Source organism: Streptomyces sp. NPDC048441, from assembly GCF_043200235.1.
In the GTDB taxonomy this organism is placed as follows: domain Bacteria; phylum Actinomycetota; class Actinomycetes; order Streptomycetales; family Streptomycetaceae; genus Streptomyces.
On sequence record NZ_JBICXM010000003.1, the window covers coordinates 1 to 12,356 of the forward strand.

Here is a 12,356-nt window from a genome sequence, read left to right on the forward strand (position 1 = left end):
GTGTTTCTTTTGTACTGTGTTTCTGTGTTTCGTTCTTGCGTTTCCGACTCTATCAGACTCTTTCGTGTCCGATTTCCTCGGTGCCTTTCCGGTTCTCGCTCCGGCCTTTCGGCTTTCGCGTTTCCCTTTCCGGCGAGTCCGACTCTACCAGATCCTTTCGGGCCTGATTCCCAGTCAGCGGGGCTTGTCTTCCCGGCTGTTGGGCCGTTCCGACGTCTCAAACTCTAGCGGTTCTTCCCGGCTACTCATAATCGAGTCCTGGAATTGAATTCGGACATGCCGAAATCGTTCCCGGTGGGATGTCGTGCAGGGTTTGTTTGCCGCTTCTCAGCGGCGGGAGGTGCTGTCGCAGAACCGTTACGGCTCCGTGGCAACCCGAAGAACCTTACGGATCGGCTTGGTGACTGTCAAACGCCCGAGGTCGAGCGCTTCAGCCGCTCTCAGTCCAGGTCGGTGAGGCGTCCGCCCGCGTCCGGCTGGGCGTGCTCCACCCTGCGTAGGAGGCGAGTCAGTACCTCTCCGAGGGCGCCGCGCTCCTCCTGGGAGAGGTCCTGGAGGAGGTCCTCCTCGAACACCGTCGCGAGGCGCATCGCCTCGAGCCACTTCTCGCGGCCCTCCGCGGTGAGCTCGACGATCACTCGTACACGGTTGGTCTCGTCGCGGTCCCGCGTCACCAGGCCCTCCGCCACCATGCGGTCGATGCGGTGGGTCATGGCCGCCGGCGTGAGGCCGAGGCCTTTGGCGAGCTCGCCGGGGCCCATTTGGTACGGGGCGCCGGAGAGGACGAGGGCCTTGAGGACCTCCCACTCGGCGTTGCTGATGCCGAGGGTCGCGGTCTGCCGCCCGTAGGCGACGCTCATGCGCCGGTTGAGGCGGCCGAGGGCCGAGACGATCTCCTCGACCTGCGGGTCGAGGTCCTGGAACTCCCGCTGGTAGGCGGCGATCTGCTCTTCGAGAGTCGGCTCAGTGGGGCCGGGAGTGTCACCCATGGCCCGCAGTATGGCACGGCCTCGCTTGGCGTTGAAGTCCTTCTGTGTGTATTGTTTAGCTTCTAACTTTAGCTTCGAAGTCTTCACATCTAACTCCTAAGGCAGGTGAAAGTGACCAGGGCGATGGGCGCAGCGATGCGTCGTATTCAGGTCGGCAGCGCGCTCAGCGCGTTCGGCGTCGGGTTCACGGTTCCGTTCCTCTACGTCTACGTGGCGCAGGTGCGGGATCTGGGAGCCGGTGCGGCGGGCATCGTGCTCGCGGCCTTTGCCATGGCCGCGCTGATCGTCCTGCCCGTCACCGGGCGCGTCATCGACCGCCGCGGCCCGCTCCCCGTACTCATGGGAGCCGCGCTGACCGCCTCGGTGGGTGCCCTCGCCCTGGGCTTCGCGAACAGTGAGCCGACGGCGATCGTCTCGGCGGCCCTTCTCGGTGCCGGTACCGCGGTGATGCAGCCGGCGCTCGCGACCATGATCGTCTGGTGTTCTACGCCCACCACGCGTACGCGCGCCTTCGCGATGCAGTTCTTTCTGCAGAACCTGGGGCTCGGTATCGGTGGGCTCATCGGCGGGCAGATCGTCGACGAGCACGACCCGAGCAGCTTCACGACGCTGTTCTCCATCGAGGCCGTGATGTTCCTGGTGCTCGCCGCGATCGTCGTCTCCGTGCGCCTTCCGCACGCGCCGTCCATCCAGGGCGCCGTGCCCAAGGACGGGTCCGCGCCGCAGAGTGGTCTGCGGGCGATCCTTCGGCACAAGGCGATGGTCCAGCTGTGCGTGCTCGGCTTCGTGCTGTTCTTCGCCTGCTACGGCCAGTTCGAGTCGGGTCTCTCCGCGTACGGCGTGGAGGCGGCCGGGATCTCGCCGTCGACCCTGGGCATCGCGCTCGCCGCCAATACGGCCGTGATCGTCATCGCGCAGTTCGCCGTCCTGAAGTTCGTCGAGCGGCGCAAGCGGTCGCGCGTGATCGCTGCCGTCGGTCTGATCTGGGCCGTCGCGTGGATCGCGGCCGGTTACGCGGGGCTCGGGCACGGCAGCCAGGCCATGGCCACCGCCGCGTTCATCTCCACGTACGCGCTCTTCGGGCTCGGTGAGGCGATGCTGTCGCCGACCGTCGCCCCGCTGGTCGCCGATCTGGCTCCGGCCGGGATGGTCGGTCAGTACAACTCGGCCTTCGCCCTGGTGAAGCAGCTGGCGCTCGCGGTCGGTCCTGCGGTCGGCGGTCCGATGGGGGCCGCGCTGCACGGGCCGTACATCGTGACGTTCCTGCTGTTCTCGCTCGGCATCACGGTGCTCGCGGTACGACTGGGGCGGCAGCTCACTCCGCTGCAGAATCAGCCGTACGTGGCCAAGAGCCGGGTGGTCGCACAGGGCGCCCCCGAGCCCGTACCGGCCAACTCCTAGGGCGTTACCGGGCCACTACCCGCGCGGCAGGGCGAATTCGCACCAGACCGCCTTGCCGCCGCCCGGCGTGCGTCGTGAGCCCCAGTTCGAGGCGATCGTGGCGATGATCGCGATGCCACGGCCCGCCTCGTCCGCGGGGTCGGCGCGGCGGCGTCTGGGCAGGTGGTCGTCGCCGTCCGTGACCTCGATGATCAGTCGGCGGTCCGTGCGGCGCAGGCGGAGCCTCATCGGTGGGGTGCCGTGCTGGAGGGAGTTGGCGACCAGTTCGCTGGCCGCGAGGACTCCCAGGTCGTGCAGTTCGGGCGGGAAGCGCCAGCTGGCGAGGACGCCGGTGGCGAAGGCACGCGCGCGTGGCGCCGCTTCCACGCCGCCGAGCAGCTCCAGGGCGGCGTTCCGGAACAGCTCGGCGTCCAGGCCGGTGCGTGCCGGGTGCTGGAGGACGAGGACCGCCACGTCGTCGTCGTGGTCGGCCGTCACTCCCAGGGCGCGGATCAGGCGGTCGCACACCACCTGGGGTGTGCCGGTGGCGCCCGCGAGGGCGCGCTCCAGGGAGGCGACGCCTTCGTCGATGTCCTCGCTGCGCCGCTCGACCAGGCCGTCCGTGTAGAGGACCGCGGTCGAGCCGGGGCCCAGCGGGACCGACCCCGAGGTGTGCAGCCAGCCGCCGGTGCCGAGCGGCGGGCCCGTGGGCTCCTCCGCGCGGTGGATCGTTCCGCCCTCGTCGCGTACGAGGATGGGCAGGTGCCCGGCGGAGGCGTAGACGAGGCTGCCTTCGTTCGGGTCGTGCACCGCGTAGACCATCGTCGCGATCTGGCTGGCGTCGATCTCGGCGGCGAGGCCGTCGAGGAGTTGCAGGACCTCGTGCGGGGGCAGGTCCAGGCGGGCGTAGGCGCGCACGGCCGTGCGGAGCTGGCCCATGACGGCCGCCGCGCGGACACCGCGGCCCATGACGTCGCCGATGACCAGGGCGGTGCGGCCGCCGCCGAGGGTGATCACGTCGTACCAGTCGCCGCCGACCGCTGCCTCCGTGCCGCCCGGTTGATACGTGGCGGCGATGCGCAGGTCGTCGGGCTGCTCCAACTCCTGGGGAAGGAGCGAGCGTTGCAGCGTGACGGCCGTCTCGCGCTGGGTGCGCTCGCTGGCCCGCAGCCTCTCGGCGGCCTCCGCGTGGTCGGTGACGTCGGCCGCGAAGACGAGGACGCCGTCGTCCTTGAGCCCTGCCTCGGAGCCGCTCACGGGGAGCGTCACGGGGGTACAGGTGAACGTGTACGAGCGGCCGCTCGGGGTCTTGCGGGACTTGACCGTGCGCGGCTTGGAGCTGCGCAGGACCTGGTCCAGGAGGGGCAGCAGGCCGAGCTCGTCCAGCTCGGGCAGTGCCTCGCGGGCCGGTTCGCCCACGGGGCGGTCGCCGAAGGCGGTGGCGTACGCGTCGTTGACGTACGCGATGCGGTGCTCGGGGCCGTGCACCAGGGCGACGAGGGCCGGGACGCGGTCGAGCACCTCACGGGTCGGCAGTTGGTCGACGCCGGCGGCGACGGGGGTGAGGGTCGTGCCCTCCTTGCCGCCCTCGGCGCGGGCCGCGGGGACGGAGCTTTCGGGTCGCTGTGGCGGGGAGATCCCCAGGTCGGTGCGCGCCGCGGCGCGGCGCTGCGTTCCGGGGAGCCGGGCGCTCCAGCGCGTGAAGTTCACTGCGGTAGGCCTCGTGATGTCGCTTCTGGATCGGGCGGGGGTTTCCGGCGGTCCTGGCCCGCCCATGGTCACACGAACAGTCTGGCCGACCGGACTGACATCCGTCAGACGCCGGTGTCTCGCGGGGAGTTCCGGCCTCCGGTCAGGAGGACTCCTTCGGGCCTCTGCCCCCGGCAGCGAGTTCGAACTCCGCACGCGGGTGCTCGAGCGACCCCAGGGAGACGATCTCGCGTTTGAACAGGCCGGACAGGGTCCATTCGGCGAGCACCCGGGCCTTGCGGTTGAGGGTGGGTACCCGGCTCAGGTGGTAGACGCGGTGCATGAACCAGGCAGGGTAGCCCTTCAGCTTCCGTCCGTAGACATGTGCGACGCCTTTGTGGAGGCCCAGGGACGCCACGGAGCCCACGTACTTGTGCGTGTACTCCTTGAGGGGCTGTTCGCGCAGGGACGCGGCGATGTTGTCGCCGAGTGTCCTGGCCTGGCGTACGGCGTGCTGGGCGTTGGGGGCGCACTCCTTGCCGGGGTCGTCCGCGGTGACATCGGGGACGGCTGCCGCGTCTCCCGCGCCCCACGCGTGCGCGTGCCCGTCGACGGTCAGCTGGGCGGTGCAGTTCAGGCGGCCGCGTTCGTTCAGCGGCAGGTCGGTCGCGGCGAGCACCGGGTGCGGTTTGACGCCGGCGGTCCACACGACCGTGCGAGTGGGGAAGCGCGAGCCGTCGTTCAGGACGGCGACCCGGTCCTCGCACGAGTCGATGCGGGTCTCCAGGCGTACGTCGATATTGCGGCGCCGCAGCTCACTGACGGTGTACTTGCCCATCTCCTCGCCGACCTCGGGGAGGATCCGCCCGGAGGCCTCGACGAGGATCCACTTCATGTCGTCGGCCTTGACGTTGTGGTAGTACCGCGAGGCGTAGCGGGCCATGTCCTCCAGCTCGCCGAGTGCCTCGACTCCCGCGTATCCACCGCCTACGAAGACGAAGGTGAGGGCGGCGTCGCGGACGGCCGGGTCGCGCGTCGACGAGGCGATGTCCATCTGCTCGATGACGTGGTTGCGCAGGCCGATGGCCTCTTCGACGGTCTTGAAGCCGACGCCGTGCTCGGCGAGGCCGGGGACCGGCAGGGTGCGCGAGACGGAGCCGGGGGCGAGGACCAGTTCGTCGTACGTGATGTCGACGGGGCCCGCGCCCTCGTCCTCGGTGGCGAGCGTGGTGAAGGACGCCGTGCGCTTCGCGTGGTCGACCGCCTTGACCTCACCGATGACGATCCGGCATCTGTCCAGGACACGGCGGAGCGGGACCACCACGTGCCGCGGCGAGATCGAGCCTGCCGCGGCTTCGGGCAGGAACGGCTGGTAGGTCATATACGGGTCGGGCGTCACCACCACGATCTCCGCTTCGCCCCGCTTCAGCTCCGGCTTGAGCTTCCGCTGGAGGCGCAGCGCGGTGTACATGCCGACGTAGCCGCCGCCCACAACGAGAATGCGCACAGGTTCCTTCACCACCCCATGACGCACCCAGCTCTGGAGTTTGTCCACAGCCTCGACAATTTGTGTGACCGGTCGGGGCGTGCGACGCGCCGAAGGGGCCTTGGCGGCGCGCATGAAAGGTGTGCAGGTCAGCGGGGCAAAGAGGGGGGAAGTCAGGGGGTGCAATCGGGTCGGAACCGGCGCGTACTCCGATCGGGGGGCGGTCCGTGCGGAACCCGCCCCTTCTGAATTGACTCTGGCTCAACTATGTTCGTGTGCTGTCGGGGTGTCGGGGGATGCGCTCGTCGGGTCCAGCTACGGGGCTCGGGAATCGGGCTTGCTCCTCACACTCCGGTAGTCAATGGCGGGGAGTGTCTCCGGGGGGAGACGTCATTACCGGGGGAACGCGTATGCATATTCAGGAATCTCACTGGACTTCGACTTCGGCGTCGGCATCAGCCCTCGCCACCAGCGGGAACGGACGCGACATGGGGGACGGACCGCGTTCGACGCCGCTGCGTGTGGACGCACAGCGCAATCTCGAGCATGTCCTTCGCGCGGCGCGCGAGGTCTTCGGCGAGCTGGGGTACGGCGCGCCGATGGAGGACGTGGCACGGCGCGCACGGGTCGGCGTGGGCACGGTCTACCGGCGCTTCCCGAGCAAGGACGTGCTGGTCCGGCGCATAGCCGAGGAGGAGACATCCCGGCTGACCGACCAGGCGCGTTCGGCGCTCGGTCAGGAGGACGAGCCGTGGTCGGCGCTCTCGCGCTTCCTGCGGACGTCCGTCGCGTCGGGCGCGGGGCGGCTCCTGCCGCCGCAGGTGCTCCGGGTGAGCGTCGCCGACGAAGTCGCCGGTGCGCGGGAGGACGACGCGCGGGTGCCGCAGCAGCGGCAGGCGGCTCTGTCCGGCCCTGACCTGCGGCTCGTCGAACAGCGCTCGGCTCCTGCCGAGGAGTCGGTGGCGGACGACCCGGGCGCGGTCGAGCTCCTCGACGTCGTCGGGCGCCTCGTGGACCGGGCACGCGCGGCGGGCGAGCTGCGGGCGGACGTGACCGTGGCGGACGTGCTCCTCGTGATAGCCACGGCGGCGCCCGCGCTGCCGGACGCGGCGCAGCAGGCGGCTGCTTCCTCACGGCTGCTGGACATCCTGCTCGAGGGACTGCGCTCGCGCCCTACGGTGTGACGCGGCACCGGGGAAGCTCAACTGCCGTTAAACACACGGCGGTTGAGTCTTCCCCGAATGAGTGAACGGTAGTGCTCGAATCCGGGAAATCACCTCGGACGGGTGGTTGACCGTCATCGCCGTACGCCGGAGCACGACCGTATGACACTCTTTGCGGTGGCCGGGTCTGAGTCTGCAAGCGGGGGCTTCCGCGATGAGTGGTGACGGGCGGGACGAGTCGTCCCCCGCCTTGGGCGAGGAAGCCGCTGGGCTGCCCTCTCGACAGGTGCCGAGTCAGGGCGGGCCCGGAGGCAGCGGGCCCGCGGGCAGCGGCCTCGGCGGTGCGGATCCCGTCGGCGCGGACCCCAGCGTTCCACCGCAGCGGGAAGGTGTCCGGGGCGAGGCGGCCGCGTCCGCCGCTCCACCGGCCGAGGTCACGGCACCCACGCCCTCGGACGCCCCGCCGTCCGACAGTGACTTGATCGCCCGGATGCGGGCGGGCGACGACACCGCGTACGAGGAGCTGTACCGAAGGCACGCCGAAGCGGTGCGCCGGTACGCCCGCACGTGCTGCCGGGACGCGCACACCGCCGACGACCTCACGGCCGAGGTCTTCGCGCGGATGCTGCAGGCGGTCCGGGGCGGCAGCGGGCCCGAGCACGCGGTGCGCGCCTATCTGCTCACCACGGTGCGCCGCGTCGCCGCCGGGTGGACGAAGTCGGCGAAGCGGGAGCAACTGGTCGAGGACTTCGCGGTGTTCGCGGCACAGTCCGCGCGCAGCTCCGAGGTCTCGAACGACGACACGCTCGACCTGGGCGCGGACGTGCGCGCGATGCACGAGGCCGAGCAGACCATGGCCATGCAGGCGTTCCGGAGCCTTCCGGAACGCTGGCAGGCCGTGCTGTGGCACACGGAGGTCGAGGACGAGTCCCCGAGCGACGTCGCCACGCTCTTCGGCCTCGACGCCAACGGCACCCGCGTGCTCGCCAAGCGGGCCCGCGAGGGGCTCAAGGAGGCGTATCTCCAGGCCCACGTGAGCACATCGCTCGCCCAGAACGAGGAATGCGCTCGCTACGCCGACCGCCTCGGCGCCTACGCCCGCGGCAGCCTGCGCACGCGGGCCGAGCGCGGCCTGCGCGCCCACCTTGCGGAGTGCGCCAAGTGCCGCCTGGCCGCGGGCCAGATCAAGGAAGTCGCGAGCGGGATTCCCGGCGTCGTGCCGATCGCGGTCATCGGTTGGTTCGGTGCCGCGGGGTACGCGAAAGTGGCCGCGCTCGTCGGCGGTGGCGCCGCGGGTGCGGCGGGCGCAGGCGCCGCGGGTGCGGCAGCGGCGAGCGGCGGTTCGTCCGGTGGCGCCGCGGGCGGTGCGGCCGCCTCCGAGGGGCTCGGTGCGCCCGCGAAGGGCGGTATCGCGGCGGCTGTGGTCGTCGCGGCGGCAGCCGTGGCGATCGCCCTCACCGCGGGCGGCGGCGACAAGCCCAAGGATTTGCCGAACGCCGAGAAGCCCCCGGCGGTGCAGCCCGTCGAGCCGAGCAAACCGCCGCCCCCCAAGCCGAAGCCCAAGCCCCCGCCGCCGGCCCCCGAGCCGAAGCCGACGCCTCCCCCGAAGCCGAAGCCCAAGCCGACCCCGACGCCCACCCCTAAGCCGAAGCCGCCGGCCCCCGAGCCGAAGCCGACGCCCAAGCCCACGCCCTCCAAGCCGAAGCCCAAGCCGCCGCCTCCGCCGCCGCCCGCCCCGGTGGTCTACCAGTGGAGCGAGCTGGAGTACGGCGTCGTCGGTGACGGCACCAAGCCCGAGATGCGGCTCGGCGAGAGCAGCTGGGTCTGGCAGCGGAACGGCTTGTCCATCGGCGGCCGGCAGTACGGCCATGGTGTGACGGTCCACGGGCAGTCATCGGTCACCATCGATCTGAACCGGACGTGCTCTTCGTACGAAGCGGTCGTCGGTGTCGACGACATGACGATGGGCCTCGGCAAGGTGCGCTTCTCCGTCTTCGGGGACGGTGCGCGCCTGTGGCAGTCGCCGCTGATAAATGGCGGGGATCCGGCGGTGCCAATGCAGGTGAACCTGACCGGGCGCAAGACGATCCGCCTGGTCGTCGAGCCGCACTCGCCGTTCGACTCGGCCGCGCTCGCGGACTGGGCGCAGTCGCGGTTCCGCTGTACGTAAGCGCTGTACGGGAGCGCTGTACGGGAGCGCTGTACGTAAGCGCTGTACGGGAGCTGCGGGTCGTTACAGCTCGGTCCAGTCGAGCTCGTTTCAGCTCGTTTCAGCTCAGCTCAGCTCAGCGAGTGCCTCTTCGGCGGTGAGTTCGCTGCCCGCCGCGCGCTCGGCCTCGTACCGGCGCGGGCCGATGGCGGCGAGCGCCGCGCTCTCGATCCGCTCGGCGTCGACAAGTTCCGGCATGGGGCGCGGATGGGGAGTCCGCAGCCGGGTGCCGCAAGCGAGCAGGCGGGCCGCGCGCGGATGGTCGTCGAGCAGGCTCACCAGGGCGGCCCCACCGTCCACGAGGCCCGCGACGATCATCTCCGCGCAGTCCTTCTCCAGGGCTTCGCGCAGGCCTTCGGCGAGGATCGGCAGCGCCTGCTCAGGCCCGGACTCCGCGGCCACGATCTTGGCCTCCAGGCCTTCAAGCGCGGCGTTGAACTGCGGTGGCGGCGTGCCGCGCGAGGCATCCTCACGGCACGCGTCGCACAGGGCGCGGGCCTTGACGACGTCGCCGTCGTCCAGCGCCATCAGCGACTGCAACAGCCGCAGGAAGGCGCGGGAATCCGCCACCCCATAGCGGTCGGATTCGACCTCCGCCTCCTGGAGGGTCTTCGCCGCCACCGCACGGTCGCCCTTGCGGTAGGCGATCTCGGCGAGCCGGACGATCAGGAAGGGCGTCTCCGCGTAGGCACCGACCTCTTCGGCGAGCCGCAGCGCGTCCTCGAACGCGATGCGTGCCTCTTCGTGGCGGCTGCGCGCCATCGCGGCCTCGCCCGCGGCGCTGGACACCTGGGCGCGCATCCAGCGGTCGCCCGCACGTGCGCTCAGGACGCGCAGCTCGGCGATGTCCTCGTCGACCCCGCTCAGGTTGCCCGGAGCGTCGACCGCCACGTGCGTACGGAACATCAGGCTGACGCCCAGCTCCCAATCCCCACCGAACCTGCGGCAGTTGTCGACCACCGCGTCCAGGGCGGGCCTGGCCATCATGAAGCCGTCGAGGAAGAAGACGGCGATCGGCCAGATGATCCCGGGAAACCTGGCCGCCGCAGGCACCGGCCGCGCGAAGATGTCCCGCAACCGCCCGATGTACGCGCGATCGATGTCCCCGGACAGCATCTCCGTCGGCCTGGACTCCGCCACCAGGAAGAGGTGCAGGAGGCGCAGGCTCATCCAGGGCCAGTAGAGCGGGTCGCCGTCCGAACCGTCGAGGATGCCGCCGGGGGTGCCATCCGGCCCCTCGGGCCCCTCCGGCTCCTCGGGCCCCATCGGCTCCTCGGGCCCCATCGGTGGTGCGAGGCGCAGGATGCGGACGATCCACTCCGTGCTCTCCCTGCGGTAGTTCCGCAGCCACCAGAACCAGCCCATGCCCAGGGCGAGGGCCAGGGCGTCCTCCTCCGCGGGGGACTCGATCGTGCGCTGCAGCGCCGCGCGGATGTTGTCGAGATCGGTCTCAAGGCGCTGGATCCACGGGAGTTGCTCCCCCGAGCGGAGCAACGGCTCGGCCTGTTCGACCAGGGCGCGGACGTACGCGGTGTGGCGGCGGCCCGCGGCGGCGCGGAGGTCCGGCGTCTCGGCGGCCCGCTCGGACGCGTACTCGTGGATGGTCTCCAACATGCGGTAGCGCATGTCGCCCCTGGCCGTGGGCTCGGCGATGAGCAGGGACTTGTCCACCAGGGCGCCGATGAGGTCGGCGGCGGGCCCGGTGCAGACGGCCTCCGCCGCCGCGAGATCCCAGCCGCCCGCGAAGACGGACACCTCGCGCAGCACGGTCCGCTCGGCCTCGTCGAGCAGCTCCCAGGACCAGTCGACGACGGCGCGCAGGGTCTGCTGGCGGGGCAGCACCGTGCGGCTGCCGCTGGTGAGGAGGCGGAAGCGGTCGTCGAGGCGGTCGGCGATCTGGCGCGGGGTGAGCAGGCGCAGACGGGCGGCGGCCAGCTCGATGGCGAGCGGGAGGCCGTCGAGGCGGCGGCAGATCTCGGCGACGGCCTCGGGGTCACGGGTGGCGTCGAAGTCGGGACGCACCGCCGCGGCGCGCTCGGTGAAGAGGCGGTGCGCAGGATCGGGCGGGAGCGGCTCCACGGGTCGGACGAACTCACCGGGCACGCCCAGGGGTTCGCGGCTGGTGGCGACGACGGTGAGGTCGGGGCAGTGCGTGAGGAGGGTCTGGGCGAGGTCGGCGGCGGCGCCGATGACATGTTCGCAGTTGTCAAGGAGCAGTAGCAGGCTGCGCGGGGCGCAGTACTCGATGAGCAGGGCGACCGGGTCGTCCTGCGGCACCGTCAACTCGCTGGTCATCAGCACGGTCTCGCGCAGACCGAGCGCGCTGACGACAGCGCCGGGGACCGCCTCGGGATGGTCGAGCGGTGCGAGCTCGGCCAGCCATGCCTTCGGATGCCCGGTGGCGGCTTCCTCGGCGAGGCGGGTCTTGCCGGAGCCGCCGGGTCCGGTGAGGGTGACCAGGCGTGCCCGTCGTATGTCTGAACGGATGGCGGCGAGTTCCGGTTCCCGGCCGACGAAGGAGGTCAGGCGGGGGCGGAGGTTCCCTGTTCTGTCGGGCCTGTCGTGTCTGTCGGGGCGCTCTGCCCGTTCCGGTGGCCCGACGGTGGGCGCCGCGGCCTCTCTTGGGCTCAGCAACTCCGCGTGCAGGGCGCGGAGTTCCGGGCCCGGGTCCGCGCCGAGCGTCTCGGCCAGCGTGCGGCGCGCCTTCTCGTACGCGGCGAGGGCGTCCGCACCCCGGCCCGCGTCGCGCAGGGCGCGGATCAGGAGGGCGTGCAGCGCCTCGTCGTACGGCTGGGCGTCAGTGAGTTCCCTCAGCTCCGGTACGACGTCGGATGCGCGGCCCAGGTGCAGGTCGGCCTCGATCCGCGCGCGGATGGCCTCCGAGCGCAGGGCTTCGGGCCGGGTCGCCGCGCTGCGGTCGGGGAGATCGGCGAGGGCGGGGCCGCGCCACAGGGCGAGTGCTTCGCGCAGGGTGCGGGCGGCTGACGCCGGGTCGTCGCGGTCGAGGGCCGCTTTCCCCTCGCGTACAAGGTGTTCGAAGCGGTGCAGGTCGATGTCTTCGGGGATGGCGGTGAGGCGGTAGCCGCCGGGTTCCGATGCGATGGCGTTCTTGCCGAGGGAGCGACGGAGGCGGCCGATGAGGGCTTGGAGGGCGGCGGGGGCGTCGGTGGGGGCGGCCTCGTCCGGTGCCCATACCTCGGCGATGAGGGTTTCCGCGGAGACCGTGCGGTGGGGGGTGAGCGCGAGGGTGGCCAGGACGGCGCGGAGGCGTCGTCCCCCTACGGGCAGGGGTGCCCCTTGTTCGTCGTACGCCTCTGTGGTGCCCAGGATCCTGTACCGCACGGGGTCATTCTCGCCGGTGGGGTGGGTTGGGGCGCGGGGTTTCCTCTCCCAGGCCTGTCCCTTCCGGGACCTGCCCGGACTTTCCGGCTCCGACGAAG

Annotated in this window: 7 protein-coding genes; 3 read left to right on the forward strand and 4 right to left on the reverse strand. The window is 71.1% G+C overall.

Annotation, left to right across the window (positions count from 1 at the left end):
- Positions 1–440: 440 nt before the first annotated feature.
- Positions 441–989, reverse strand: a complete 549-nt coding sequence (locus ACGFSB_RS07935; RefSeq protein ID WP_393395852.1) for a MarR family winged helix-turn-helix transcriptional regulator — start codon at positions 987–989, stop codon at positions 441–443.
- Between the two features lie 135 nt (positions 990–1,124).
- Between ACGFSB_RS07935 and ACGFSB_RS07940 the strand changes: the two genes are divergently transcribed.
- On the forward strand, positions 1,125–2,390 hold the full coding sequence (locus ACGFSB_RS07940) for an MDR family MFS transporter (protein ID WP_393395855.1): 1,266 nt from the start codon (positions 1,125–1,127) through the stop codon (positions 2,388–2,390).
- A 15-nt stretch (positions 2,391–2,405) separates the two neighbouring features.
- Here the strand turns inward: ACGFSB_RS07940 and ACGFSB_RS07945 are convergent, their stop codons facing one another.
- Positions 2,406–4,079: a SpoIIE family protein phosphatase gene (locus ACGFSB_RS07945; protein WP_393395857.1), complete on the reverse strand. Its 1,674-nt coding sequence runs from the start codon at positions 4,077–4,079 to the stop codon at positions 2,406–2,408.
- Between the two features lie 142 nt (positions 4,080–4,221).
- Complete coding sequence (locus ACGFSB_RS07950) at positions 4,222–5,580, reverse strand: NAD(P)/FAD-dependent oxidoreductase (protein WP_393396996.1); 1,359 nt, start codon at positions 5,578–5,580, stop codon at positions 4,222–4,224.
- A 374-nt stretch (positions 5,581–5,954) separates the two neighbouring features.
- Here ACGFSB_RS07950 and ACGFSB_RS07955 point away from each other — a divergent pair, with 374 nt between their 5' ends.
- On the forward strand, positions 5,955–6,728 hold the full coding sequence (locus ACGFSB_RS07955) for a TetR/AcrR family transcriptional regulator (RefSeq protein ID WP_393395859.1): 774 nt from the start codon (positions 5,955–5,957) through the stop codon (positions 6,726–6,728).
- A gap of 193 nt (positions 6,729–6,921) precedes the next feature.
- Complete coding sequence (locus tag ACGFSB_RS07960; protein ID WP_393395862.1) at positions 6,922–8,877, forward strand: sigma-70 family RNA polymerase sigma factor; 1,956 nt, start codon at positions 6,922–6,924, stop codon at positions 8,875–8,877.
- Between the two features lie 105 nt (positions 8,878–8,982).
- Here the strand turns inward: ACGFSB_RS07960 and ACGFSB_RS07965 are convergent, their stop codons facing one another.
- Positions 8,983–12,258, reverse strand: a complete 3,276-nt coding sequence (locus tag ACGFSB_RS07965) for a BTAD domain-containing putative transcriptional regulator (RefSeq protein WP_393395864.1) — start codon at positions 12,256–12,258, stop codon at positions 8,983–8,985.
- Positions 12,259–12,356 lie beyond the last annotated feature (98 nt).

What these genes read in the sequence shown, in the direction of transcription:
- ACGFSB_RS07935 (WP_393395852.1), bottom strand. Translation starts at nt 989, where the DNA reads ATGGGTGACACTCCCGGCCCCACTGAGCCGACTCTCGAAGAGCAGATC.
- ACGFSB_RS07940 (WP_393395855.1), top strand. Translation starts at nt 1,125, where the DNA reads ATGCGTCGTATTCAGGTCGGCAGCGCGCTCAGCGCGTTCGGCGTCGGG.
- ACGFSB_RS07955 (WP_393395859.1), top strand. Translation starts at nt 5,955, where the DNA reads ATGCATATTCAGGAATCTCACTGGACTTCGACTTCGGCGTCGGCATCA.
- ACGFSB_RS07960 (WP_393395862.1), top strand. Translation starts at nt 6,922, where the DNA reads ATGAGTGGTGACGGGCGGGACGAGTCGTCCCCCGCCTTGGGCGAGGAA.